Below are 24,894 nucleotides of genomic sequence, written 5' to 3' on the forward strand. Positions count from 1 at the left end.
CCGGAATACGGCGGAGTTCAACGTCTGGTTAATTATTCAAGTAGATCAGCGCGGTAGAACCGTCGAGCCCATCAGCGCCTCGTCGATGGCGCGAGCAGCCTGACGGCCTTCGCGAATTGCCCAGACGACCAGAGACTGGCCGCGGCGTACGTCGCCTGCCGTCCAGAGCTTGTCGACCGAGGTCTTGTAATCGCGATCGTTGGCGACAACGTTGGTCGAGCCGCGCTTGTCGACATTGAGCGTCAGCTTGCCCTCAAGTTCCTTCAGCACGCTGTCGTTGAACGGGCCGCTGAAACCGATGGCGATGAAGGCAAGATCGGCCTTGATGACGAATTCCGTTCCCGGAACTGGGCGACGGCGTTCATCGACTTCGCAACACTTCACACCGGTGAGCACGCCGTCTTCGCCGATGAATTCGAGCGTCGCAACCTGGAATTCGCGAACCGCGCCTTCGGCCTGAGAGGAGGAGGTACGCATCTTCGTTGCCCAGAACGGCCAGACGGCGAGCTTGTCTTCCTTTTCCGGCGGCTGCGGACGAATGTCGAGCTGCGTCACCTTGACGGCGCCCTGGCGGAAGGCCGTGCCGACGCAGTCCGACGCCGTATCACCGCCACCGACGACCACGATGTGCTTGGCGCCCGCAAGGATCGGATCCGACGGCCAGCCGGTGCTGTCGATATTCTCTCGGCCGACACGCTTGTTCTGCTGCACGAGGTAGGGCATCGCGTCATGAACACCGGCGAGACCGGTGCCCGGGATACCGGCTTCGCGCGGCGTCTCCGAACCACCGCAGTAAAGCACCGCATCATAGTCGGCCAGAAGCTGCTCGACCTTGACGTCGACGCCGACATTGACGCCGCAATGGAAGGTCACGCCTTCACCCTTCATCTGCTCGACGCGACGGTCGATGAAGTTCTTCTCCATCTTGAAGTCCGGAATGCCATAGCGCAGCAGACCACCCGGCTTCGTTTCGCGCTCGTAGACATGCACATCGTGGCCAGCGCGGCCGAGCTGCTGAGCGGCCGCCATGCCAGCGGGACCAGAGCCGATGATCGCAACCTTCTTGCCGGTATGGATCGTCGCCGGCTGCGGGCGGATGAAGCCCAGCTCGTAAGCTTTATCGGCAATCGCCTGCTCGACCGTCTTGATGGCGACCGGTGCATCTTCGAGGTTCAGCGTGCAGGCCTCCTCACAGGGAGCCGGGCAGACGCGGCCGGTGAATTCCGGGAAGTTGTTGGTCGAATGCAGGTTCTGAATCGCCGCTTCCCAGTTGTTGTTGTAGACGAGGTCGTTCCAGTCGGGAATCTGGTTATGCACCGGGCAGCCGGTCGGCCCATGGCAATAGGGGATGCCACAGTCCATGCAGCGAGCCGCCTGCTTCTGCACTTCCGGGTCCGACATCGGGATTGTGAATTCGCGGAAATGCCGGATGCGATCCGACGCCGGCTGATACTTCGCCACCTGCCGATCGATTTCCAGGAAACCTGTTACCTTACCCATATTTTCGTCCCTTACCCTCATGACCGCCTCGCCCGCGGCCAGTTGTCTGCTCAGCCTCGATCGTGGAGGCAGGTTGTTTGTTTTGACCGTCATTCGAACATATCCCTGATTTCCATCCGCGCGCTGGCGCAAGCTCCAAGCTTGCTGCTGATCGTCGCTGAGTCATTGAGATATTTCAGTCATCCGCCACGCGCTGTTGAGGCGTGGCGGATTGTTCGGTGCAATTACTCGGCAGCGATGCCCATCCGGCTGCGCTCCATTTCCTCAAGCGCACGGCGATATTCGACCGGCATGACCTTGCGGAATTTCGGGCGATAATCGGCCCAGTGCTCAAGGATCTCCTTGGCACGGGTAGAGCCCGTGTAGTGCAAGTGGTTGGAGATCAGCTGGTAGAGGCGCTCCTCGTCGTGGCGCGTCATGTCACCGGAGACGTCGACGCGTCCCTTGTGCATGAGGTCGCCGCCGTGATGATGCAGCTTCTCCAGCATGTCGTCTTCTTCCGGCACCGGCTCGAGCTCGACCATGGCCATGTTGCAGCGGCTGGCGAAATCACCAGCCTCGTCGAGAACATAGGCCACGCCGCCGGACATACCGGCCGCAAAGTTGCGACCCGTTCCGCCAAGCACAACAACCACGCCGCCCGTCATATATTCGCAGCCATGGTCGCCCACGCCTTCGACAACGGCGATGGCGCCGGAGTTGCGAACCGCGAAGCGCTCGCCCGCAACACCGCGGAAATAGCACTCGCCTTCGGTCGCACCGTAGAGCACCGTATTGCCGACGATGATCGAGTTCTCAGCAACGATCTTCGAGTTCTCCGGCGGACGGATAATGATCTTGCCGCCGGAAAGACCCTTGCCGACATAGTCGTTGCCGTCGCCAATCAGGTTGAAGGTGACGCCACGGGCCAGGAACGCGCCGAAGCTCTGGCCGGCCGTACCTTTCAGGGTGACGTTGATCGTGTCTTCCTTCAGGCCGCGATGGTTGTAGCGCTTGGCCACTTCGCCGGACAGCATGGCACCGGCGGAGCGGTCGACGTTCTTGATATCAACCTCGAAGGCAACGGGCGTCTTCGACGCCAGGGCCGGTTCGGCAGCTGCAATCATCTTGCGGTCGAGAATGTCGTCGATCGGGTGCTTCTGGCGCGTCGTCCAGTAGGTCTCTTCCTTCGGTGCATCGACCTTGTGGAAGATCTTTGCGAAGTCGAGCCCCTTGGCTTTCCAGTGCGCCAGCATCTCATCCTTCTCCAGCAGTTCCGAAGCACCAATGATGTCATCGAGCCTGGTGAAGCCGAGGGAGGCGAGAATCTCGCGCACTTCGTTGGCGACGAAGAAGAAGTAATTGATGACGTGCTCGGGCGTGCCCTTGAAACGCTTGCGCAGCACCGGATCCTGCGTCGCAACACCGACCGGACAGGTATTGAGGTGGCACTTGCGCATCATCACGCAGCCGGCAGCAATCAGCGGAGCCGTTGCGAAGCCGAACTCGTCTGCACCGAGCAGCGCGCCGATGACGACGTCGCGGCCGGTCTTCAGACCACCGTCGACCTGCAATGCGACACGCGAGCGCAGACCGTTCAACACCAGCGTCTGCTGGGTTTCGGCAAGGCCGATTTCCCAAGGACTTCCCGCATGCTTCAACGAGGTGAGCGGCGAAGCGCCGGTACCGCCGTCAAAACCGGCAACCGTGATGTGGTCGGCGCGCGCCTTGGCAACACCGGCGGCAACCGTGCCGACGCCGACTTCCGAGACGAGCTTGACCGAAACATCAGAGGTCGGGTTGACGTTCTTCAGGTCGTAGATCAGCTGCGCCAGATCTTCGATCGAATAGATGTCATGGTGCGGCGGCGGCGAAATCAGGCCGACGCCCGGCGTCGAGTGACGGGTCTTGGCGACAACGGCATCGACCTTATGGCCCGGCAGCTGACCGCCTTCACCGGGCTTGGCGCCCTGCGCGACCTTGATCTGGAGCACGTCAGCATTGACGAGATATTCCGTCGTCACACCGAAGCGGCCGGATGCGATCTGCTTGATGGCAGAACGCTCAGGGTTCGACGAACCATCCTGAAGCGGCATGTAGCGGTCGCTCTCCTCGCCGCCTTCGCCAGTGTTCGACTTGCCGCCGATCCGGTTCATGGCGATTGCCAGCGTCGTATGCGCCTCGCGGCTGATCGAACCGAAGGACATGGCGCCTGTGGAGAAACGCTTGACGATATCGATCGCCGGCTCGACGCTATCGAGCGGCACAGGCTTGCGGCCGAGAGCGTCAGCACTCTTGATCTTGAAGAGGCCGCGGATCGTGTTCATGCGCAGTGCCGACGTGTTCACCATATCTGCGAATTCGCGGTAGCGATCCTCGGCATTGCCGCGTACCGCGTGCTGCAGGGCAGCCACGGCATCCGGTGTCCAGGCATGGCTTTCGCCACGCATACGGTAGGCATATTCGCCGCCGATATCGAGCGTGCTGGCGAGGATCGGGTCGCGGCCGAAGGCTGATTTATGACGAGCGACCGTCTCGCGGGCGATCTCTTCCAGACCGACACCTTCGATGGTCGTCGCCGTGCCGAAGAAATACTTGTCGACGAATTCCGACTGCAGGCCGATCGCATCGAAAATCTGCGCGCCGCAATAGGACTGATAGGTCGAAATGCCCATCTTGGACATGACCTTCAGAATGCCCTTACCGACAGCCTTGATATAGCGATAGACGACTTCGTTGGCGTCGACCTCCTTCGGGAATTCGCCCTTGGCATGCATGTCGAGCAACGTGTCGAAGGCGAGATAGGGGTTGATCGCTTCGGCGCCGTAACCAGCCAGCAGGCAGAAGTGATGAACTTCGCGCGGCTCGCCGGTTTCGACGACGAGACCGACCGAGGTGCGTAGCCCCTTGCGGATCAGGTGATGGTGCACGGCAGCGGTTGCAAGCAGCGCAGGAATCGCGATGCGGTCAGGCCCGATTTGGCGATCGGACAGCACGATGATGTTATAGCCGCCCTTGACCGCGGCTTCCGCGCGCTCGCAGAGACGGTCGAGCATTTCTGGCATGCCTTCGGCGCCACGCTCCACATCATAGGTGAAGTCGAGCGTCTTGGTGTCGAAGCGGTCTTCCGTATGGCCGATCGAGCGGATCTTTTCGAGATCGCCATTGGTCAGGATCGGCTGACGCACTTCGAGCCGCTTGGCGTTCGCCATGCCTTCATGGTCGAGGATATTGGGACGCGGGCCGATGAACGAGACGAGGCTCATGACGAGCTCTTCTCGGATCGGATCGATCGGCGGGTTCGTCACCTGCGCGAAGTTCTGCTTGAAATAGGTATAAAGCAGCTTCGACTTCTCGGACATGGCCGAAATCGGCGTATCGGTGCCCATCGAGCCGATCGCTTCCTGGCCCGTCGTCGCCATCGGCGACATCAGGATCTTGGTGTCTTCGGTTGTGTAGCCGAAGGCCTGCTGGCGATCGAGCAGCGAAACGTCGCGGCGAAGCGCGCGCGGCTCGACCGGCTTCAGCTCTTCGAGGATGAGCTGCGTGCGGTTCAGCCAGCTGCGATAGGGATGGGCGTTGGCAAGCTGCGCCTTCACTTCATCGTCAGAGATGATGCGGCCTTCTTCCATGTCGATCAGCAGCATCTTACCCGGCTGCAGGCGCCACTTCTGAATGATGTTTTCTTCCGCGACCGGCAGCGTACCGGCTTCCGACGCAAGGATGACGCGGTCGTCATTGGTGACAAGGTAACGGGCCGGACGCAGGCCGTTGCGGTCGAGCGTCGCACCGATCTGCTTGCCGTCGGTGAAGGCGACCGCAGCCGGTCCGTCCCACGGCTCCATCAGAGCGGCATGATATTCGTAGAATGCCTTGCGCTCCGGCGACATGGACTGGTTGCCAGCCCATGCCTCGGGGATCAGCATCATAACGGCATGTGAGAGCGAATAGCCGCCGCGCAGAAGGAATTCGAGCGCGTTGTCGAAGCAGGCCGTGTCCGACTGACCTTCATAGGAAATCGGCCAGAGCTTGGAGATATCCTCGCCGAAGAGCGGAGACGAAACCGAAGCCTGACGCGCCGCCATCCAGTTGACGTTGCCCCGCAACGTGTTGATTTCGCCGTTATGGGCGACCATGCGATACGGGTGCGCGAGCTTCCAGGACGGGAAGGTATTGGTAGAGAAACGCTGGTGCACGAGAGCGACCGCGCTTTCGAAGCGCGGGTCCGACAAATCCTTATAATAGGCGCCGACCTGATAAGCCAGGAACATGCCCTTGTAGACGACCGTCGTGCTGGACAGCGACACCGGATAGAAGTTGCTCTCCTCGCCGTCGAACTCATCATAGATGCGGTTGGAGATCACCTTGCGGACTGTGAAAAGCCGGCGCTCGAATTCGTCATTCGTCGCAGCATCTTTGCCGGCTCCGATGAAGATCTGCACATGATGCGGCTCGGTCGCGGCAATTGCCGGCGCCTTTGACAGAGATGAATTATCGACCGGCACATCGCGGAAGCCGAGGAAAACCTGGCCTTCTTCAGTGATGACGTCCTTGATCACCTTCTTGAAGTGCTCGATCTGCTTTTCATCGCGCGGCATGAAGATATGGCCGACACCGTATTCACCAGCCTTCGGCAGGGTAATGCCCTGCTTGGCCATTTCCTCTCGGAAGAAGCTGTCGGGAATCTGCACGAGAATGCCCGCACCGTCACCCATCAGCGGATCGGCGCCGACGGCACCGCGATGCGTCAGGTTTTCGAGAATGAAGAGACCGTCCTTGACGATCTGATGCGACTTCTGACCCTTCATATGTGCGACGAAACCGACGCCGCAGGCGTCATGTTCATTGCGCGGATCGTAAAGCCCCTGTTTTTTCGGCATGCCGGAGGCAAATTTACGCGTATTGGCCGTTGCACGCACGTTTGCTGCTGCGAACTGGTCAATACCCGTGGATGGCGTCATCTTCGTCATCGTCTTCCTCCTGTCGAAGCCCGCGGGGCCTGCGGGCGGCTTTTGGGTCGCACCCCGCACCCTTAAAGATAGGTGCGGCGCATGACAGCGCTGTTGCATTGTGAAGATCCGGTCGCTGACGCCTGCTTTTCAAGGAAAGCAAACCGTCGCGTTCCGCGCCTGCCATTCGCCTTCGCGCGCCGCCATGTGAAGGCTCGGCACTCGAAGGAACTATAGCGTGAAAGCCGCTCTGCGCTAGGGCTTTCGGCGCCTCTTCGGCCGAGAAGGCCAAAATAGGACAGCAACCCTGTCCTAGTTCATCAGTTCAATGACAGAAACAATCTCAGTCCGCAAGAGCGCCCTCTTAAAAAAATGTCAATTTGCGACTGAAGATTGCCAGATCGACCAAAATGGCGACATAAAATTACCCTGCACCTTGTAATTTTGTTTTATTGATTGCGCAGTTCAATTTTTGTGATGCATCTAGGTTTCCTCCCTTGATCCTGTGAAGCTTTGGCGTAATGTCCGTTCCCGAACCTCCCGCCCCATCATTTTCAATGGTTTCCTCTATGATTTTTGCTTCCGATAACTGGGCTGGCGCCCATAAATCCATTGCCGAACGTCTGCTCGCCGAATCCGACGGTTTTGCCGCCGCTTACGGCAACAGTGATCTCGACAGACGAGTGGAAACCCGCTTTTCCGAAATCTTCGAGTGCGAGGTTTCGGTCTTCTTTGTTGCGACCGGCACCGCTGCTAACTCCCTGGCGCTGGCGAGCGTCCAGCGCCCCGGCGGGATCACCTTCTGCCATTCGGAAGCCCATGTGATCGAGGATGAATGCGGCGCACCGGAATTCTTCTCCGGCTCGGCCCGTCTCGTGGCCGTCGACGGTGAAGCCGGCAAGATCGATCCGTCCAAGCTTTCCGCAAAGATCGCGCACTTCCCTGAGGATGCCCTCCGCCATGGCCGCGCCAGCGCTGTGACCATCACGCAATCGACCGAAATCGGTACCGTTTATTCCCTGCCGGAAATCGGCGAGATTTCCACGATCGCGAAGAAACGAGGGCTGCCCCTGCACATGGATGGTGCGCGCTTTGCCAATGCGCTCGTCGCGCTGAAAGCAACACCTGCCGAAATGACCTGGAAGCGCGGCGTCGACATCCTTTCCTTCGGCGGTACGAAGAATGGCTGCTGGTGCGCAGAAGCGATCGTCTTCTTCAGTCCGGATCAGGCAGAGGAAATGCATTTCATCCGCAAGCGTGCCGCCCAGCACTTCTCCAAATCGCGTTTTATCGCGGCCCAATTCGAGGCCTATTTCGAGAATGGCCTCTGGCTCGATCTCGCCCGCCATTCCAACAGTATGGCAGACCGCCTGCGCGCCGGTATCGGTGCCAGCAATTCCGCCCGCCTCGCCTGGCCGACAGCCTCGAACGAAGTCTTCGCTGTCATTCCGAAGTTCGCGGCGAAAACAGCAGAGGACAGGGGCGCGAAGTTCTACGAGTGGCCAATCCCGGCCGGCATGCCGGATCTGGTTTCGGAAGGCGAAACGCTCATTCGTCTGGTCAGCAGCTTCGCCACAACGGAAGCCGATGTTGACGGCTTCCTGAAGTGCCTGGCGGTCTGATTTTCGAAAGCGCCGGACGCCTGCGCACGAGAACGTGCGTTCCAGTCTCTTTTGGAACAAAGCCTGTTTCTTCGAACGAAATCCCGCCGGAACGGCGGGATTTTTGCACTCAGGTCGAGCGCAGCCCCCTGACCTTCTTCAAAATATCCTCCGAAAGGGCCGCCACCAGCGCCTGGTCGGCTCCCTTGCGCGGCACCAGCACGAATTCGACATCCTCGAGCCCCGGCAATCGGCCCGGCGCGATTTCCTTCAGACCCGATGGCGCCATGCTGCGTGGCTGCACCAGCACCCCCATGCCGGCGCGGGCAGCAGCAGTCAGCCCGCTCAAACTGCCGCAGGTGCAGACTATGCGCCAGGCAACACCGTGGCGACCAAGCGCCTCCAGCGCGATGGCGCGCGTAACGCTCGGCGGCGGAAAGGCGATCAACGGCAATAGATCGGAGGCAAGCACGTGCTCCGGGTCACGTGCCAGCCAGACCAGCGGCTCACGATAGACGAGCCTTCCGTGTTCATCGCCGAGCCTGCGTTTGGCAAGCACGAGGTCGATCGCTCCCGCATCCTGCATTTCGTAGAGCACGCCAGAAAGAGCGACCGTCAGTTCCAGATCGACCGAAGGATGCGAACGGACGAAATCCTCCAACACCGCCGGCAACTGGCTCGTTACAAAGTCCTCGGAAACACCGAGCCGCAGCCGTCCTCGCAAGCTGCCGCCTTTGAACAGCGACTGCACCTGCCCCTCGATCGACAACATGGCGCGCGCATGCGACAGCAGGGACTCACCATCTCCGGTCAGCACCACCTTGTGCGTGTCCCGCTCAAGCAGCCGGCGCCCGAGCGAAGTTTCCAGCCTCTGGATGTGCTGGCTGACCGTCGACTGCCCGAGACCCAGCCTCTCGGCGGCGAGCGTGAAACTTCCCATCTGCTCGACGGTTACGAAACTGCGTAGCTGCGATAGATCCAGCATGGTCGTGATCCAGATTTACGATAACTGTTATTCCTTGCATCCTGGATCATAATGAGCGACAGAACAATGATTCATTTATTCCAGCGAGACTGCCATGCGCCGCTTTTTGCCTGACACATTCACGATCCTGCTCGTCTGTACCGTCATCCTCGCCTCGATTTTCCCGGCAAGCGGCACTTTTGCCAGCTGGTTCGGCGTAGCGACCGATATCGCTATCGCACTGCTCTTCTTCCTGCATGGCGCGCGCCTCTCGCGTGATGTCGTCATCGCCGGCCTGCTGCACTGGCGCCTGCACCTGGTGATCCTGCTGGCGACCTTTGGCGTCTTCCCGATCCTTGGCCTCGCCATGGGCCTCATTCCGGATTCGATCCTGCCGCAGCCGCTTTATCTCGGCATTCTCTTCCTCTGCGTGTTACCATCGACGGTGCAGTCTTCAATTGCCTTCACGTCAATGGCCGGCGGCAATGTACCGGCAGCAATCTGCTCAGCCTCGGCCTCCAACATCTTCGGCATGTTCCTGACGCCGCTGCTCGTCGGCCTGCTCTTCTCGGTCGGCGGCCATGGCGGCTTTTCTTTCGATGCGCTTCAGCAGATTCTGCTCCAGCTTCTCGCGCCTTTCATCGTCGGCCAGATCCTCCAGCCCTGGATCGGCGACTGGATCCGCTCCAAAAAGAAAATCCTGATGCCAGTCGACCGCGGCTCAATCCTTATGGTCGTCTACCTGGCTTTCTCGACGGCTGTCGTCGAAGGACTGTGGCACACCTTCTCGATCGGCGATATCGCCGCGGTCATCATTGCCGACATGCTGTTGCTGGCCCTCGTTCTCGTGCTCACCATGTATGGCAGCCGCTGGCTTGGTTTCAACAAGGCCGACGAGATCACCATCACCTTCTGCGGCTCGAAAAAGAGCCTGGCAAGCGGCGTCCCGATGGCAAACGTCATCTTTGCCGGCCAGTCGATCGGCGCGATCGTGCTGCCGCTGATGCTGTTTCACCAGATCCAGCTGATGGTCTGCGCCGTCATTGCCCAGAAATATGCCGCGGCCGCAGCCCGCCGCGCTACGGAAAAAGAACTCGAAGAAGCCGCAAGCCCGGCATGATCGAGTAAAACGACCTCAAACAAAAACGGCGCCATTTCGGGCGCCGTTCTATTTGATCCGTAGGAAAGCGGATTAGTTGTTGACGACCTGTGCCTCAATCGCCTTCGGAGCTTCAACGGGCTCAGCGGCAATAGCGATCTTGCGGGGCTTCAGAGCCTCCGGGATGCTGCGCAGGAGGTCGATGTGAAGGAGGCCGTTCTTCAGCGAAGCGGCGGTTACTTCGACATGGTCGGCAAGCTGGAAGCGGCGCTCGAAGGCGCGCTTGGCGATGCCGCGATACAGGTACTCGCTGGCATCGGCATTTTCCTCGCGCTTTTCACCCTTCACGGTGAGCGCGTGGGCATGCGATTCGATCGCGAGTTCGGTCTCATCGAAGCCGGCAACGGCCATGGTGATGCGATAGGTATTCTCACCGGTCCGCTCGATATTGTAGGGCGGATAGGTCGGAACCTGGTCCGGCTGGGAAAGGCTGTCGAGCATCGTAAAGAGACGGTCGAAGCCGACGGTGGAACGATAAAGGGGAGAGAAGTCTACGTGACGCATAATGTCCTCCTAGGGAAGCGACGTGTTGCGATAAGATGCCTGAAAACCCCATTCTTGGCAGCTTCAGGACGGTTGCGCGGACCCTTCTGGCGTCCGCAAAGTTCAGATGGGGATGGCTTTCCGGGACTTCAAGCCCCTCTTGAAATCGTTGGAATTCTTGCGTGAACCCCGCATGAACGGCAGGTTCGGCGAAGGTTCAGACGCCGCTCGCTACAGATAGACGCATCGGGTGACATTGGCCCGAAGGCTGGAGTGTATCGTCCCTTCTTCTTCAGCCTCAATTCGGCCGGCGCGAGCCTCTCAGCTCCGCCGGCCTCTTTTCTTCAGGCATAAAGCCCCGCAAGCTGGTCCTGCGTCGCATCCAGCCTGTCTGCTCCGGCAACATCCTGATGGCTGAGCATGAGAGCACTGACGATGCGCGACAGTGCCGCTGAATCACCGCTTGAAAATATGAAAAAATGGCTGCCCTTGTCCTTGCCGCCACTGTTGGAGGGCGGCACTTCGGCAACGATGGAACCGCCGCCCGGCAGCTTGGTGGTGATCGTGAAGCCCTCCGCCGGGAAGGCATCGCGGTTATCAACGATCATCTGCTCGAGCGCAAGGAACTGGCCGTTTTCCGGCGAAATACCGGTATTTTGCGGTATCGCCATGACGGCGGAATACTCGCGCGCGAACGCTGACTGTGACTTTGGGTCGTCGCTGAAGAGTTTCAGCATCGCCAGATGCACATCCGGCGGATCGATATCAAGATAATCCGATTGCAGATAATCGAGAACGGACTCCGGCCGCTCCGGCCCGGTTAATTGGTGGACGCCAGAATTGACAGTCCCGACGAAAGAAACCGAATTCATGGCCAGCCTCCCGGCGCCCCAATCTTCAGTCATGAACGTGCGAATAACCGGCCTCATGCCGGAACAAGTCTTTCGTTCGCACAAACCCTAGCGTGTCTCCGCTTTCGCGAAGCTTGCCCTATAGGAAATTTCGAATGTATTATGATCTGCTTATATTGGCGGCAATTTCGCCATTGATTTTCCCGCTTCCTGCGATATCCCCTAGTATATCTCTCACGTGAAGAAATACGCCACCCATGGAACAGGTTCTCTACTCGACCCAAGATAATCCGGCGCCGGAGAACCGTACCGAAGGTTTTTTCGAGACCCACGACGGTCACAGGTTGCGTTATGCCGTCTTCCGGTCGCAAACCTCAGTTGCCCACGGAACGGTCGTGCTCTTGCACGGACGCAGCGAATATATCGAGAAGTATTTCGAGACCATCCGCGATCTCACCGCCAAAGGCCTTTGGGTTGCCACCTATGACCTACGCGGCCAAGGTGGTTCGCAGCGGCTGATCAAGAAGCGCAATCACGGCCACATCCGCCGCTTTTCCGATTACGAGCGCGATCTCTATACCTTCCTCGAAAAGATCGTGCTGCCGGATACCCGCCTGCCCTTCTATATGCTCGCCCATTCGACTGGCGCGCTGATCGCGCTTTCCGCTGCACCCTATCTGTCGACGCGTATCGAGCGCATGGTGCTATCGGCACCTTTCCTTGGCCTTACCGGCCAAGTAGCTTCCGAGGGTATTATCCGCACGGTATCGACCACCCTCTGCGCTGTCGGCCTTGGAAGCATGCCGCTCGGCAAGATGAAAGAGCTGCAGTTCCCTGGTAATCTTCTGACATCGGATGAAACGCGTTTCGAGCGAAATATGGCGATCGCCAGGGCCCATCCGGAGCTCGCTCTAGGAGCGCCAACTGCCCGCTGGATGCACGAATGCATGAAAGCGATCGACCGGGTGACCCAGCCCTATCATCTCTTCTCGATCACCATACCCTCGGTCGTCATCGCGCCGACACGCGACGGGCTGGTGCCTTACACGGTGCAGGAACGGCTTTCTCGCTACTTCCGTGCGGGCCAGCTCGTGCCGATCAACGGCGCCCGCCACGAGATATTCCAGGAAAGGGATATCTACCGCGCCGCCGCGCTCGCCGCTTTCCACGCCTTCATTCCCGGCAGCGACGCCGAGGCGAATGAAGACGTGACGGCGATCGGCGTCTGAGCCTTTATTGTCTCAAAACCCTGCGTTGTGTGACAGGCTCAGCGCTGCAGGATGGCAATTGCCTCTTCATACACCGCCCTGCTGCCGGCAGCGATAATGGAACCACCATTTTCAGGCCGCCCGCCGTTCCAGGTCGTGATGATGCCGCCGGCGCCCTCGATGACCGGAATGATGCCACCAACGTCATAAGGCTTGAGGCTATTCTCGACAACGAGATCGACATGGCCGGCGGCTAGCAGCGCATAGGCATAACAATCGCAGCCATAGCGGAAGAGACGGACCTTGCTCTCGATTTCGCGATACTTCTCCATCTCCTCGCCAACAAAGAGATGTGGCGAGGTGGTAAAGAGGATCGCGTTGGAAAGCGCGCCGCAATCGCGTACCTGCAACCGGCGCTCGCCTTCCGGCCCGCTATAGGTCGACCCGTTCTCGTCGCCAAAATAGCGCTCGCCAGTGAACGGCTGCTCGATCATGCCGGCAACCGCTCGACCATTCTTCTGCAGACCGATCAGCGTCCCCCAGACTGGAACGCCGGAGATGAAGGCGCGCGTGCCGTCGATCGGGTCAATCACCCATACATGCTCGCGGTCGAGGCCGACATTGCCATGCTCTTCGCCCAGGATGCCATGTTCCGGAAAATGCTGCTCGATCAGCGCACGAATGGCCGTCTCCGCCGCCCTATCGCCTTCCGTGACCGGATCGAAGCCAGACGACAGCTTGTTGGTGACATTGATGCCCGAGCGGAAACGCGGCAGGGTTTCTGCCTTGGCAGCTTCGGCAAGACGGTTGAAGAACGAACGGTCAGGAAGCATGGGGAAATCCGTATAGCTGGCGAGAAACGGCGCTTTTCATAGCGAAAAAGCGGTGGAATGCAAATGTGACAGGCAATTTCGGATCAGCTGCCTAAAGATTTTGCAGCGCAATATAATGCTTGACAATTGTGCAATGCAGCAGTAGGGTCTTGGCTAGAGTCTTCTGACTGTAAATACCCTCCTTGGGTGTTTCCTCCCTAGACTTAGCCGCGCTGACAAGGCGCGGTTTTTTTTGACCTCATGTAGAAATTATTCGGCAGCGAGCGCCCGATCGCCAGCGAATTTCTCGACATAATCAGCCATCTGCCGCATGAAAGACGTGATGGCAGTCGCAACGATGCCAAAGTCGGGCCGTTTCTCAAGCGTTACCTCATCGACATAGATCGAGCGGTTCACCTCAATCTGCAGCGCATGCAACCCGCGCGACGGGCGACCATAATGTTCGGTGATGAAGCCGCCGGCATAGGGTTTGTTGCGGATCGCCGCAAAACCCAATTCCTCGAGGATGCCGATTGCCGCGCGCGACAGCTCGGACGAAGCGCTGGTGCCGTAGCGGTCGCCGATGATGAAGTCCGGCCGCGCGTTGGTGCCGGCAACGCGCACATTGCCCGGCATCGAATGACAGTCGATCAGCACGCCGAAACCAAACTGTACGTGCGTGCGCGCGATCAGGCGCCGCAGCGCGAAGTGATAAGGCTTATAGACGCTTTCGACACGTTCCAGCCCTTCCTGAACGGGCAGGCGGCGCGCATAGATTTCCATGTTCTCGGCCACGATACGCGGAATGGTGCCAAGCCCCCCTGCAACCCTTAGCGAATTGATATTCGCATAGGGCGGCAGCAACCCATCGAACATGCGCGGATCGAGCTCGTAGGGCTCACGATTGACATCGAGATAGGCACGCGGGAAATTCGCAAGCAGCAGGGGGGCACCGAGATCAACGGCCGCACCAAAGAGTTCATCGACATAGTGGTCTTCAGAACGGCGTATCGATATACCTTCGAGCCGCGACTGGGCAATGAATTCCGGTGGATAAATGCGGCCGCTATGAGGAGAGTTGTAGACGAAGGGAATGGTCTGCGACACGGGCTCATGCACTTCAAAAAGCTCGTATTCGCGCATTTCCGGCACTTTCTGCCCTCTTTACCATGTCATCACGTGGCTGTGCGGGCCATGTTGCCAGTTGCCCGCCCTTAAGTCCATACTACATAGAGGGGATGGCGGTCTGGGTCAGGCGATTTCACCGGTTGTTTACTGGGCGAAGTCTAGTGTAGAGGCTTGGTATCCCATAAAACAATCAGTGATCAGCGGTCCGGATTAATGACTCAGAAGATACTTCTCGCCGAAGACGACAATGACATGCGCCGCTTCCTCGTGAAGGCGCTGGAAAAGGCTGGCTACAAGGTCCTTTCCTACGACAATGGTGCGAGCGCTTATGACCGCCTGCGCGAAGAACCATTCTCCTTGCTCTTGACCGATATCGTCATGCCGGAAATGGACGGCATCGAGCTCGCGCGACGTGCGACCGAACTCGATCCCGACCTGAAGGTCATGTTCATCACGGGTTTTGCAGCCGTTGCACTGAACCCTGATTCGAAGGCTCCGAAGGATGCGAAGGTCCTTTCCAAGCCTTTCCACCTGCGTGACCTCGTTGAAGAGGTCAACAAGATGCTTGCCGCATAAGGCGTCTTGGCGGATCGTCACAAAACTTCAAAAAAGCCTATTGACGGCTCCGGAGGTTTTGTGGTCTATGCGCCGACATCGGATGGGCGTGTAGCTCAGCGGGAGAGCACTACGTTGACATCGTAGGGGTCACAAGTTCGATCCTTGTCACGCCCACCATCCTAATTCGCTGAAAAGCAAGGCCTTTCGAGAAATCGAAAGGCCATTTTAGTTTTGCCAGTTCTTTGGGAACTGGCCCTGTGATCACCGCTATTCAGATCGCAGTGCAGCGCCAAAACCAAATTCGGACACAGAGCCATGCCATGCGCGATAATGGAGCCCGAGGCTTGATTCGCCTTGCCGGGACATGGGAATCGAAATGAAATTATCCGTACTTGCCGTCGCCGCCTTCTCCACCCTCGCCTTTGCCGCAACTGCGCAGGCCGATGACAATTTTCCAGGCGCGCCTGGCGTCATTACGCTGCCAGGCAAGTGCCAAAAGCTGGTCGTTGCCAAATTCGACGCCACGAAGGGCTGCAAGGGTGAACTGGCAAGCGTCACTCTGGTCAACGGGACGGTGACCTTCATCTTCACGTCCGACGGTAAGCTGCTCGGCTTCCAGGGTGATGGAAAAGGCATCAAGCCCGCATCTAACGGCAATGCGCGTCTGCCGCTCAGTCTGGTCACCACGGGCGTCGGCAACAAGATGACGGGTGAAGTGAAAGTCGCCGGCTCCTGCACCTTCGGCAATCCCTATGCAGGCAAACCGACCGCCATTGAATGCACGGCCGAAAGCAAAGATGCGGCCTTCACAGGCAGTTTCCGCACCAACGGCAAAGGGCCGGCACAAAAAACACCGGAAAAAAATAAGAAATAGTCGGTGGCTGCCCTTAGGCGCACCAGGAGCCGCCGGCAGCCCCCGGCTTCCTGGCCAGACCCTCGTCAATCAGTCGCGTGCCGAAGGAACGCCCGTCCCGCGAAACAACGCGCGGTGCACCTCGCTCATCCGACTTGCCGGCAGCGTTCATATTGAATGGACCGGCATTGAGAAGCGCGAGCAACCGTGACTTGGCAGCAAAGGCGATCTTCCGTTCGTCTTCGCAGCGCGCGCGGTCCACATCGGGGCTGACCATATCGGCGATGACGATCTTCTCGCCCTTGTACCAGAAGGTGCCGGCATCACCGACGCAATTGATATGCTCACCCTGCCCGCAATAGCCGAACGCCGCTTTGGCACTTTCCGAGGAGGACGAGGAAGCAGGAGAAATGGAGGCCGGCACGATCTTTGCCGTCGGCACCGGAGCCGAGGGGATCGCTGCGGGCGGCACCGGATCGTTCGTCGGCCGAGGTTTGGCCGCAGGGGCTGCGACGGCGACCTGCCTCGATGCTTCCTTGGGCGCCTGGGGCTTGGCTTCAGCCGTTTCGCGGACGATCGTAGCGGGCGCTTTGCCAAGCATAGGCCGAATGGTCTTCCAGTTGTCATATGCGGCGATCGCACCCACCGCGGCAATGCCGAGCATCATCCAAGGCATTGCGCCTCCGGAGGATGCGACGCTCTTCCTTTTTGTCGGCGCCTTGCGGCGGCCGCGTGTTGCTGTTTTGGCCATCGATCCGATTCCCTTCAACGGGCCGGATTATCGCCGCCCAATCCTTTCCGAAAGGTTGGCGAAGCAAGACTGCGCAGCGCTTTTCCAAGGCCGCGATACTTGCCGGAAATGAAAACGCCCGGCATCTGGCCGGGCGTTTCGTTCAAACTTTCCCTTGCTCAGCAGCCTTGCGCTACCGAAGGCGAGTTGGCGGGCTTTGCGGTTTGTCCACTCACGGGTGGGGATGGCATCTCGCGCTTGCCTATATCTATCCGGCGTTCGGCCGCATCGCGCACAGCCTGCCATTCATATTCATGCCGGATGAAGATATCGCGCGGCACAAGATTGATCGTCATTCGTGTCTCACCTGTCTTTTCGATTGCGGAACTGGTTTTCAGCGGACGGGCTTTGCGACATGAGCATTGTCGCTCTTGATGTCGGGGCCACCCTTTGAAAGATCGCTACCGCTCACATGCGCGGGCACATGAACGTCATGAATGGCATCCGGCGTCAACGTCAGGTCGACATGGTGCGGAGGCAGAACCTGGGCCTTCTGCATGCGGTTCGGTTTCGCCCGCTTCATGCGATCAGAGGCTTCCGCGCGCCTGTCGGGAACATGGGTCGAATTTTGCATCGTCGCCCTCCTTTAAGAGTATCTGAGATGTTTCATCGGCTCGGCTAGGTTTAACGGGTGGGCGCCTGTATGGTTCCAGAGAAAACCGTAACCCTGCCTGATCAGGCGCCTTGACTGGCGTCGCAACTTCACTACCTAGTGAAGCACCCGTCGCCTCATCCAGACATCGGCTGCGGGGGAAACCTGGTGCCGGGCCCCTCTGGCGAGAGTTTTTACGGCGCTCTCGTGATGTCGGTACCGCCTGCAATTTAGCCGGCGGATTTTTCATCAATGAAAAAGCTCACCATGCCAATCGCGCATGCCCGTTGCGGTATGCGCCTTTCTGTCTTCACCCTATCCTCCGAACAGGTTTGCGCCCGCGAGGTGCAGCCATGAACCAGCCTCAGTCTCAGAAGTCCTCGCTCGGCTATTTCCGCTGGGCCTTCATCGTCACAGGCCTCGGCCTTGCGCTCGGTGCTCTCCTCGGCTGGCAGTCGACCGGCACGCTGGGTGGCATGGCCACGGTGTTCTTTATTTGCACCGTACTGGCCGTTCTGGAGATATCGCTCTCCTTCGACAATGCGATCGTCAATGCCAATAAGCTGAAGGAAATGACCCCAGTCTGGCAGCATCGCTTCCTGACCTGGGGCATCGTCATCGCCGTCTTCGGCATGCGCATCGTCTTCCCGCTGGCAATCGTCGCCATCGCGGCAAAGATCGGTCCGTGGGAAGCGCTCGTGCTCGCGGCACGTGAGCCAGCCGAATATGCCCGCATCATGAATGATGCGCATCTGCCGATCGCAGCTTTCGGCGGCACTTTCCTGATGATGGTCGGTCTTACTTACTTCTTCAATCATGAGAAGGAAGTGCACTGGATCGGCTGGCTGGAGCGGGTCATGGCGCGTTCAGCCACGATCAAAGGCATCGAGATCGCCTTTGTACTCCTGCTGATCCTGCTGTTCTCCCATCTCCTGGAGGGCGAGGACGCGACCACCTTCGTCTATTGTGCGATCTATGGTCTCGTGACCTTCCTGGCGGTGGAAGTCATCGGCGGCCTTCTCGATGCATCGCAGCGCGCGATGAGTGAGGCCGCAAGAGGCGGCCTCGGCGCTTTCATCTACCTGGAAGTGCTTGATGCCAGCTTCTCCTTCGATGGCGTTATCGGGGCCTTTGCGCTGACCCAAAACCTCTTCGTCATCGCCATCGGCCTCGGCATCGGCGCCATGTATGTGCGTTCCATGACGATCATGCTGGTGGAGAAGGGAACGCTTGCGGAGTACCGCTACCTGGAACATGGCGCCTTCTATGCCATCCTGATCCTCTCGGTGATCATGTATGTGCAGACTCTGACGCATATTCCCGAAGTGATCACCGGCCTTGGCGGCGCGGCCCTGATCGGTGTCTCGCTCTGGTCGTCGATCCGCTACAACAGACAGGAGCGACAAAGGGAAACGCACGCTCCCGAGCGGGAGCGCCTGCACGCCTGACACTCAAAAGCCGTGGCGGTCTGGCGCTGCGGCTCGTATATCCAAAAGACAAAGCCCGCGACCAACGGCTGCGAGCTTATTCATTGAATGCATGGTTTGGATTTCAATCCAGGCATTTGACGCGTCTTACCGGATGACGCGGCCGAAGTTCACCGGATCGATACCCAGTTCCTGCAGGTCACGGGCGCGCGGCTTGCGACCACCTTCAACAGCGGCACTGACTGCGTTTGCGGCTCCGAGCGCTGCAAAAGCGCGTGCCAGGAAACCATTGTGGATCGACTTTCTGATAGCGGACATCTTCTTTTCCTCTCGCTCTGTAATTGACTAGTGACAGGTGGGGAGGCCCGAATGCACCTACAACGCGCAGGAAATCACCGCTGCTATGCAAGAAGCGCATATTTCTTTCGTCGGCAAACAAAAACCGCCCAGAAATCTCCTGCGAGAAATCCACATTTCCGCTTCTAATTCAGATAACTACTAAAAAACCCCTCAATTGAGAAATAGCAAACCGCAAAGAAATGGCCGGCCACGTCGCCACGGCCAGCCTGAATTAGGGGTCAGGGTCGTCTTTTTGTTTTAATCTTCATTTGCCGCGAGCTGCGAGAGAACCTGGCCGCGGCCACGCAATCTCAAGATCAGCGGAATGAGGAAAGCGGCAGCTGCGACGATGAGCAGGCCGCAAGCGATCGGCGACATTACGAGGGTGGTTACATCGCCCTGGCTGATCGACAGCGCACGGCGGAGCTGCTGCTCCGCCAGCGGCCCGAGGATAAGTCCGACGACGGCAGGCGCGATCGGATAGCCGAAGATCCGCATGATGTAACCGAGCAGGCCGAACGCGAGCAGCATGCCGAGTTCGAAGACCGACGGGTTGGCCCCGATGGTGCCGAGCGTCGCAAACAGCAGGATGCCGGCATAGAGCCACGGCTTCGGAACCGTCAGCAGGCGAACCCAGAGGCCGATCATCGGGAGATTCAATACGAGCAGCATCGCATTGGCGATAAGCAGGCTGGCAATAAGACCCCAGACGAGCTGCGGGTTGGTTGCAAAAAGCAGCGGCCCCGGCTGCAGGCCGTATTGCTGGAAGCCGGCGAGCATGATTGCTGCGGTTGCCGATGTCGGCAGGCCGAGGGTCAGCAGCGGCACCAAGGTGCCCGCGGCGGAGGCATTATTGGCTGCCTCAGGGCCGGCAACGCCTTCGATGGCCCCATGACCGAATTCCTCCGGGTTCTTCGACAGGCGCTTTTCCGTCGCATAGGAAAGGAAGGTACCGATTTCGGCGCCGCCGGCAGGCATGGCGCCGATCGGGAAGCCGATAATCGTGCCGCGCAGCCAGGGCTTCCAGGAACGAGCCCAGTCCTGGGCGTTCATCCAGAGCGAGCCACGCACCGCTTCCACCTTGTCCTCGCCGCGGTTGCCCTGAGCGGCAATGTAGAGCGTCTCGCCGATCGCAAACATCGCGACAGCAAGCGTCGTCACCTCGATACCATCCAGCAGGTCCGGAATGCCGAAGGAGAGACGCGCCTGGCCCGTCTGCTGGTCGATACCGACCATGGCGAGCGCAAAGCCGATGAAGAGCGAGGTAAGACCGCGCAGCGCCGAATCTCCGAAAGCCGAGGAGACGGTGACGAAGGCAAGTACCATCAGCGCAAAATATTCGCGCGGGCCGAAAACGAGCGCGAGCTTGACGATATAGGGGGCGACGAAAGCAAGGCCGAGTGTCGCGATGAGGCCGGCGACGAACGAGCCGATGGCGGCTGTGGCGAGCGCCGGTCCGCCGCGGCCTGCGCGGGCCATCTTGTTGCCCTCCAGCGCTGTCACGATCGAGGAGCTTTCGCCGGGTGTGTTCAGGAGGATCGAGGTGGTCGAACCGCCATACATACCGCCGTAATAGATGCCGGCGAACATGATGAGGGACCCGCCCGGATCGAGTTTGTAGGTGGCGGGCAGGAGAAGCGCCACGGTCAGAGCCGGCCCGATGCCCGGCAGCACGCCGACGGCCGTGCCGAGGGTCACGCCGATGAGGGCGTAGAGCAGGTTGATCGGCTGCGCAGCAACCAGAATGCCCTGCCAGAGGAATTCAAATGTGCTCATGTCTTTGTCCCAAGCGGCGGCTCCTTTGGGGCACTAGGACCGTCCGCGCAAAAAGCAAAAAACTGACAGCGCTTGGCGCGAGGCGAGTGCTGTCAGAAGAATAGATGTTCGAGCGGGCCGGCCGGCAGCGTGAGCTGCAGGAGCTGCGAGAAGATCGCCCAGACGATGAAGCTCAGCACGATGCCCACGGGCAATGAGATCCAAATCTGACGCTTGCCGAAGCCGCGTGCGGTCAGCGCAAAGAGCACACCGGTCGCAATTGAGAAGCCGGCGGTGCGCAGGAGCAGCATCTGCCCGGCTAGGCCTGCGACGACCCAGATGACGGGCGCCACTTCCTGATGTTCACGTTCAGGGAACTCGCCGCGCCAGCTCTCGACGATAGTCCAGATGCCAAGACAGAAGAGGCCGAGGGCGATGGCTTTCGGTACCGTGGATGGGCCGATACGATCATATTGCGCGATCGTCTTCAGATGTGTCGCATCCCAGAACACGACGGCCGCGACGGCGATGAGGAAAACGGCAATGGCCAGCGCCGCCCAATCTGGGCGGCGCTTCGTTGCCGAAATGTTATCGGCTTCACTCATTGAACGAGACCGATTTCTTTGAGAATGCCTTCGGTCGCCGAGACATCCTTTTCAAGCTGTGCTTTGAACTCGTCACCTGCAAGATAGGTGTCGGCCCAGCCCTTGGTCTTAAGGGTTTCCTGCCAAGCGGCAGACTTATGCAGCTTGTCGAAGTCGGAAGCGATCGAGGCGACTTCTTCATCCGTCAGGCCCGGAGCGGCGGCGACCATGCGCCAGTTCTGGATGGAAACGTCGGTACCGGCCTCCTTGAAGGTCGGCGCGTCAACACCGGGGATACGAGTGTCGCTGGAAACGCCGAGCAGACGCAGCGACCCGGCTTTGATCTGCGATTCGAACTCGCTGTAGCTCGAAATGCCGGCCGTGACCTGGCCACCGAGAATAGCGGCGAGCGCTTCGCCACCGCCCGAGAAGGCGACATAGTTGATCTTCGTCGGATCGACACCGGAAGCCTTGGCAATCAGGCCGACGGCGATGTGGTCGGTACCGCCGGCAGAGCCGCCGCCCCAGGAAACGGCGCCGGGATCGGCCTTCAGCTTGGCGACGAGGTCGGCAAGCGTCTTGATGTCGGACGCGGCCGGAACGACGATCGCTTCATATTCGCCGGTCAGGCGAGCGATCGGGGTAACGTCCTTCAGCGTGACGGCCGACTTGTTGGTCAGCAGCGCGCCAACCATGACATAGCCGCCGACGATGAGAGCGTTCGGATTGCCAGCACTCTGGCTGCTGAACTGAGCAAGGCCGATAGAGCCACCGGCGCCCGGTACGTTCTGAACCTGAACGCTCTTGGAAATACCCTCCTGCTGCAGAACCGTCTGCAGCGAGCGGGCCGTTTGGTCCCAGCCGCCGCCGGGCGCTGCAGGAGCGATGATGGTGTAATCGGCCGCATAGGCCGGCAGCGCAATAGCCGCTGCCAAAAGAGTTGCGATGAAAGTATGCTTCACGATGTGTCCTCCATGCTGCGGCTGAGCGGACCGCTAGTGCTATTTTTGAAATGAGAGGATATTACCGATCGGCGGACCCAATTGTCCTGATAGCGAGCGGAACTCCCCCCGGAAATTCTTCAACTCTCCGCCTCCACGGAGAGGAAGTAGCCCAAGCCATCATATGAAGCTGTCATTTAGCTGACATTGGCGAGATATCTAGTGCGGAAAGACACTTTTTTGCCGCAATTCGGCGACCTGCGCTCACGGGAAGTGGTGATATGAAAGAACTGATCACAGCAGCAGTATCAATGCACAAAGGCGAGGTTCGCCGATGGCAAACCTCGCCCCTCATGTTTCCCTAATTAGAACTCGGACCATTCCTGCAGAACGGCAGCGTTGCCGTTGCTGCGATAGGCCGGGGCGGCCGCTGGCTTGGGCGTGCCATGGCCGATGCCGTACGGCGAAGCGCTGCCGCATCCGTGGATGCCTGGTTGTCATCGCCAGAGAGCTTGAAGTTCGCGATAAGATCGCGAAGACGTCCAGCTTCGGCGGCAAGCGTTGCGCTTGCTGCATTGGTCTCCTCGACCATAGCAGCGTTCTGCTGGGTCACCTGGTCCATTTGGTTGACGGCGCTGTTGACCTCTTTAAGACCGGTCGACTGCTCTCTCGACGACGTTGCGATTGCGTCCATGTGCTGATTGATCGATACGATCAGATTTTCGATCGTCTTTAGGGCATCGCCAGTCTCGCGGACGAGCTGCACGCCGCCCTGCACTTCGACCGACGAATTGCGGATCAGATCCTTGATCTCCTTGGCGGCTGCCGCAGAACGCTGGGCAAGTTCGCGCACTTCCTGTGCGACCACCGCAAAGCCCTTGCCGGCTTCTCCGGCGCGTGCTGCCTCCACGCCGGCGTTGAGCGCCAGCAGGTTCGTCTGGAAGGCGATCTCGTCGATGACGCCGATAATATTGGAGATCTGGTTCGAGGACTGCTCGATCTTCTGCATCGCATCGATGGCGTTGGCGACGACCATGCCCGAGCGCGTGGCGCTGTCGTTTGCCTGGATCGCAACCTGACGGGCCTCGTCAGCACGCTTCGACGAATTCGACACATTGATGGTGATCTGATCGAGGGCTGCGGCGGTCTGCTCGAGGGAGGCGGCCTGCTGCTCGGTGCGGCGGGAAAGATCGTCCGAACCGCTACCGATTTCGCGGGTGCCGTTATCAATCGCACCGGCGGAAGACGCGATTGACTTCATCGTATCGCCGAGTTGGAGGACGGCACCGTTCAGGTCGTGGCGGAGCGGCTCGAAATCAGGTGCAAAAGCTTCGTGGAGCTGAAAGCTAAGGTCACCGCCTGCAAGGCGCTTGAGGCCCGAGGCGAGACCCGCGGTTGCTTCGTTGAGGCGCGCCTGCGCAGCAGCTTCGGCGTCGCGTGTCAGCCGGACGCGGTCGGCTTCGGCCTGCTTGCGGTTTCTCTCTGCTTCGGCTTGCAGGTTCTGGTTCTCGATCGCAGCCTGGCGGAAGACTTCGACGGCCTTTGCCATTTCGCCGATTTCATCGCCGCGCTTCATATCGGCGACGATCACCTGCGTGTTACCGCCGGCCAGCGAGCGCATGGAGCCGGTGATGCGGCTGATCGCATTGGCAATGCCTGCGATGCCGAAATAGGCCGAGCCGCAAACCAGCAGGGCGCTGACGCCAAGGATGATGGAGAGCAGCAGCAGCGCCTTCTCGAACTCGGCATTGTTCTGCTCGGCTGCATCAGCTGCCGACGCCTTGTTGAACTTCACCACCTTGTCGACGGCGGCTGCTAGGTCATCGGCGATCGGTCCGACATCATTCTGGAAAACGTTGAGCGCCTTTTCCTTGTCGCCTGCTTTGACGAGCGCGATCAGCTGATCGCCGGCGGCGGCATATTTGGTCGCCGCATCGTCTATTTTGGCAAAGGCTTCACGCTCGGCATCGGTGTCGACCTGCTCCTTATAGTCGGCCACGGCCTTCAGCAGGTCGCCTTGCTTCGACTTGATCTTCTTCTCATAGCTGTCCGAGCCGTTTTCGGCACGGCCCATGACGTAGTCGCCATAGGAACCGCGCAGCGAATAACGCGCAATCTGGATATCCAAGGCCTTCGAAACCCCCGGTAGGAAGCTGGTCGCGAAATTATCGGCATTCCTGTTGAACGTGTTCAGGCCACGAATAGAAATAATAGCGGACAGTGCGAACAGAACGGCAATCAGTGAAAATATGCCGATCATTGACGTTTTCACATTTGGACGCGTCATGAAATAAAACCTCTAAATATGGAGAGATGCATGGTCGCGCATCTACCCCGGCCCGGGAAAAGGAAGACTGTTTGCGACATCATGCGTCTGCGCAGTCGCTCGGCGACGAGCTTGCTGCGATGATTTCATGCTGG

21 protein-coding genes and 1 tRNA gene are annotated in these 24,894 nt (G+C 59.3%); 7 read left to right on the top strand and 15 right to left on the bottom strand.

What is annotated here, in order from left to right; all coding sequences use genetic code 11:
* Window positions 1-45: 45 nt before the first annotated feature.
* Together EV281_RS25340 and gltB are read right to left on the bottom strand one after the other, a co-directional pair.
* Window positions 46-1,500 carry a glutamate synthase subunit beta gene (locus EV281_RS25340; protein WP_132657024.1) on the bottom strand — a complete coding sequence of 485 codons (1,455 nt, stop codon included), beginning with the start codon at window positions 1,498-1,500 and terminating at the stop codon, window positions 46-48.
* Window positions 1,501-1,724: 224 nt separating this feature from the next.
* Window positions 1,725-6,449 carry a glutamate synthase large subunit gene (gene gltB / locus EV281_RS25345; protein ID WP_132657025.1) on the bottom strand — a complete coding sequence of 1,575 codons (4,725 nt, stop codon included), beginning with the start codon at window positions 6,447-6,449 and terminating at the stop codon, window positions 1,725-1,727.
* A 548-nt stretch (window positions 6,450-6,997) separates the two neighbouring features.
* Here gltB and EV281_RS25350 point away from each other — a divergent pair.
* A complete protein-coding gene (locus EV281_RS25350) occupies window positions 6,998-8,050 on the top strand; it encodes a low specificity L-threonine aldolase (RefSeq protein WP_132657026.1) in 1,053 nt (350 codons plus the stop codon).
* Window positions 8,051-8,159: 109 nt separating this feature from the next.
* Here the strand turns inward: EV281_RS25350 and EV281_RS25355 are convergent, their stop codons facing one another.
* Window positions 8,160-9,014 (bottom strand): LysR family transcriptional regulator, encoded by an 855-nt coding sequence (locus EV281_RS25355; protein WP_132657027.1) that lies wholly within the window; start codon window positions 9,012-9,014, stop codon window positions 8,160-8,162.
* A 94-nt stretch (window positions 9,015-9,108) separates the two neighbouring features.
* Between EV281_RS25355 and EV281_RS25360 the strand changes: the two genes are divergently transcribed.
* The gene (locus EV281_RS25360; protein ID WP_132657028.1) at window positions 9,109-10,113 is read left to right on the top strand and encodes a bile acid:sodium symporter family protein; all 1,005 of its coding nucleotides are present in this window, start codon (window positions 9,109-9,111) and stop codon (window positions 10,111-10,113) included.
* Window positions 10,114-10,185: 72 nt separating this feature from the next.
* On the opposite strand, the gene EV281_RS25365 is transcribed toward EV281_RS25360, so the two are convergent.
* Window positions 10,186-10,656, bottom strand: coding sequence for an Hsp20 family protein (locus EV281_RS25365; RefSeq protein ID WP_132657029.1), 471 nt, complete (start codon window positions 10,654-10,656; stop codon window positions 10,186-10,188).
* Window positions 10,657-10,979: 323 nt separating this feature from the next.
* Window positions 10,980-11,507 (bottom strand): hypothetical protein, encoded by a 528-nt coding sequence (locus tag EV281_RS25370; protein WP_132657030.1) that lies wholly within the window; start codon window positions 11,505-11,507, stop codon window positions 10,980-10,982.
* 236 nt (window positions 11,508-11,743) lie between these two features.
* Between EV281_RS25370 and EV281_RS25375 the strand changes: the two genes are divergently transcribed.
* On the top strand, window positions 11,744-12,715 hold the full coding sequence (locus EV281_RS25375) for an alpha/beta hydrolase (RefSeq protein ID WP_132657031.1): 972 nt from the start codon (window positions 11,744-11,746) through the stop codon (window positions 12,713-12,715).
* 38 nt (window positions 12,716-12,753) lie between these two features.
* Here the strand turns inward: EV281_RS25375 and hisN are convergent, their stop codons facing one another.
* Window positions 12,754-13,527 (bottom strand): histidinol-phosphatase, encoded by a 774-nt coding sequence (hisN, locus tag EV281_RS25380; protein ID WP_132657032.1) that lies wholly within the window; start codon window positions 13,525-13,527, stop codon window positions 12,754-12,756.
* 249 nt (window positions 13,528-13,776) lie between these two features.
* On the bottom strand, window positions 13,777-14,658 hold the full coding sequence (locus tag EV281_RS25385; protein ID WP_132657033.1) for an N-formylglutamate amidohydrolase: 882 nt from the start codon (window positions 14,656-14,658) through the stop codon (window positions 13,777-13,779).
* Between the two features lie 189 nt (window positions 14,659-14,847).
* Between EV281_RS25385 and cpdR1 the strand changes: the two genes are divergently transcribed.
* The 3 genes from cpdR1 to EV281_RS25400 all read left to right on the top strand — a co-directional run bounded on the left by cpdR1 (window position 14,848) and on the right by EV281_RS25400 (window position 16,066).
* A complete protein-coding gene (gene cpdR1, locus EV281_RS25390) occupies window positions 14,848-15,210 on the top strand; it encodes a response regulator CpdR1 (protein WP_007527565.1) in 363 nt (120 codons plus the stop codon).
* An 84-nt stretch (window positions 15,211-15,294) separates the two neighbouring features.
* Window positions 15,295-15,369: transfer RNA gene (locus EV281_RS25395), tRNA-Val, on the top strand.
* A gap of 187 nt (window positions 15,370-15,556) precedes the next feature.
* Window positions 15,557-16,066: a hypothetical protein gene (locus tag EV281_RS25400; protein WP_132657034.1), complete on the top strand. Its 510-nt coding sequence runs from the start codon at window positions 15,557-15,559 to the stop codon at window positions 16,064-16,066.
* Window positions 16,067-16,079: 13 nt separating this feature from the next.
* Here the strand turns inward: EV281_RS25400 and EV281_RS25405 are convergent, their stop codons facing one another.
* The 3 genes from EV281_RS25405 to EV281_RS25410 all read right to left on the bottom strand — a co-directional run bounded on the left by EV281_RS25405 (window position 16,080) and on the right by EV281_RS25410 (window position 17,409).
* The gene (locus tag EV281_RS25405) at window positions 16,080-16,721 is read right to left on the bottom strand and encodes a hypothetical protein (protein WP_245508354.1); all 642 of its coding nucleotides are present in this window, start codon (window positions 16,719-16,721) and stop codon (window positions 16,080-16,082) included.
* Window positions 16,722-16,954: 233 nt separating this feature from the next.
* Window positions 16,955-17,131, bottom strand: a complete 177-nt coding sequence (locus EV281_RS31270) for a hypothetical protein (protein ID WP_165911955.1) — start codon at window positions 17,129-17,131, stop codon at window positions 16,955-16,957.
* 38 nt (window positions 17,132-17,169) lie between these two features.
* A complete protein-coding gene (locus tag EV281_RS25410; RefSeq protein ID WP_132657036.1) occupies window positions 17,170-17,409 on the bottom strand; it encodes a hypothetical protein in 240 nt (79 codons plus the stop codon).
* 371 nt (window positions 17,410-17,780) lie between these two features.
* On the opposite strand from EV281_RS25410, the gene EV281_RS25415 reads away from it, so the two are divergent.
* On the top strand, window positions 17,781-18,875 hold the full coding sequence (locus EV281_RS25415; RefSeq protein WP_132657037.1) for a DUF475 domain-containing protein: 1,095 nt from the start codon (window positions 17,781-17,783) through the stop codon (window positions 18,873-18,875).
* Between the two features lie 126 nt (window positions 18,876-19,001).
* Here the strand turns inward: EV281_RS25415 and EV281_RS31275 are convergent, their stop codons facing one another.
* The 5 genes from EV281_RS31275 to EV281_RS25435 all read right to left on the bottom strand — a co-directional run bounded on the left by EV281_RS31275 (window position 19,002) and on the right by EV281_RS25435 (window position 24,760).
* Window positions 19,002-19,172, bottom strand: a complete 171-nt coding sequence (locus EV281_RS31275) for a hypothetical protein (RefSeq protein ID WP_165911956.1) — start codon at window positions 19,170-19,172, stop codon at window positions 19,002-19,004.
* Between the two features lie 279 nt (window positions 19,173-19,451).
* Window positions 19,452-20,969, bottom strand: a complete 1,518-nt coding sequence (locus EV281_RS25420) for a tripartite tricarboxylate transporter permease (protein ID WP_132657038.1) — start codon at window positions 20,967-20,969, stop codon at window positions 19,452-19,454.
* Window positions 20,970-21,061: 92 nt separating this feature from the next.
* Complete coding sequence (locus EV281_RS25425) at window positions 21,062-21,553, bottom strand: tripartite tricarboxylate transporter TctB family protein (protein WP_132657039.1); 492 nt, start codon at window positions 21,551-21,553, stop codon at window positions 21,062-21,064.
* The gene (locus tag EV281_RS25430; RefSeq protein ID WP_132657040.1) at window positions 21,550-22,494 is read right to left on the bottom strand and encodes a tripartite tricarboxylate transporter substrate binding protein; all 945 of its coding nucleotides are present in this window, start codon (window positions 22,492-22,494) and stop codon (window positions 21,550-21,552) included. Before EV281_RS25430 ends, EV281_RS25425 begins: the two co-directional genes overlap by 4 nt.
* A 340-nt stretch (window positions 22,495-22,834) precedes the next feature.
* The gene (locus tag EV281_RS25435; RefSeq protein WP_132657041.1) at window positions 22,835-24,760 is read right to left on the bottom strand and encodes a methyl-accepting chemotaxis protein; all 1,926 of its coding nucleotides are present in this window, start codon (window positions 24,758-24,760) and stop codon (window positions 22,835-22,837) included.
* Window positions 24,761-24,894 lie beyond the last annotated feature (134 nt).

Source organism: Rhizobium sp. BK418 (assembly GCF_004341105.1).
Lineage (GTDB): Bacteria > Pseudomonadota > Alphaproteobacteria > Rhizobiales > Rhizobiaceae > Rhizobium.

Coding starts and splice junctions, on each gene's coding strand:
- EV281_RS25340 (WP_132657024.1), bottom strand. CDS start 1,500: ATGGGTAAGGTAACAGGTTTCCTGGAAATCGATCGGCAGGTGGCGAAG.
- gltB (WP_132657025.1), bottom strand. CDS start 6,449: ATGACGAAGATGACGCCATCCACGGGTATTGACCAGTTCGCAGCAGCA.
- EV281_RS25350 (WP_132657026.1), top strand. CDS start 6,998: ATGATTTTTGCTTCCGATAACTGGGCTGGCGCCCATAAATCCATTGCC.
- EV281_RS25355 (WP_132657027.1), bottom strand. CDS start 9,014: ATGCTGGATCTATCGCAGCTACGCAGTTTCGTAACCGTCGAGCAGATG.
- EV281_RS25360 (WP_132657028.1), top strand. CDS start 9,109: ATGCGCCGCTTTTTGCCTGACACATTCACGATCCTGCTCGTCTGTACC.
- EV281_RS25365 (WP_132657029.1), bottom strand. CDS start 10,656: ATGCGTCACGTAGACTTCTCTCCCCTTTATCGTTCCACCGTCGGCTTC.
- EV281_RS25370 (WP_132657030.1), bottom strand. CDS start 11,507: ATGAATTCGGTTTCTTTCGTCGGGACTGTCAATTCTGGCGTCCACCAA.
- EV281_RS25375 (WP_132657031.1), top strand. CDS start 11,744: ATGGAACAGGTTCTCTACTCGACCCAAGATAATCCGGCGCCGGAGAAC.
- hisN (WP_132657032.1), bottom strand. CDS start 13,527: ATGCTTCCTGACCGTTCGTTCTTCAACCGTCTTGCCGAAGCTGCCAAG.
- cpdR1 (WP_007527565.1), top strand. CDS start 14,848: ATGACTCAGAAGATACTTCTCGCCGAAGACGACAATGACATGCGCCGC.
- EV281_RS25400 (WP_132657034.1), top strand. CDS start 15,557: ATGGGAATCGAAATGAAATTATCCGTACTTGCCGTCGCCGCCTTCTCC.
- EV281_RS25405 (WP_245508354.1), bottom strand. CDS start 16,721: ATGCCTTGGATGATGCTCGGCATTGCCGCGGTGGGTGCGATCGCCGCA.
- EV281_RS31270 (WP_165911955.1), bottom strand. CDS start 17,131: ATGACGATCAATCTTGTGCCGCGCGATATCTTCATCCGGCATGAATAT.
- EV281_RS25410 (WP_132657036.1), bottom strand. CDS start 17,409: ATGCAAAATTCGACCCATGTTCCCGACAGGCGCGCGGAAGCCTCTGAT.
- EV281_RS25415 (WP_132657037.1), top strand. CDS start 17,781: ATGAACCAGCCTCAGTCTCAGAAGTCCTCGCTCGGCTATTTCCGCTGG.
- EV281_RS31275 (WP_165911956.1), bottom strand. CDS start 19,172: ATGTCCGCTATCAGAAAGTCGATCCACAATGGTTTCCTGGCACGCGCT.
- EV281_RS25420 (WP_132657038.1), bottom strand. CDS start 20,969: ATGAGCACATTTGAATTCCTCTGGCAGGGCATTCTGGTTGCTGCGCAG.
- EV281_RS25425 (WP_132657039.1), bottom strand. CDS start 21,553: ATGAGTGAAGCCGATAACATTTCGGCAACGAAGCGCCGCCCAGATTGG.
- EV281_RS25435 (WP_132657041.1), bottom strand. CDS start 24,760: ATGACGCGTCCAAATGTGAAAACGTCAATGATCGGCATATTTTCACTG.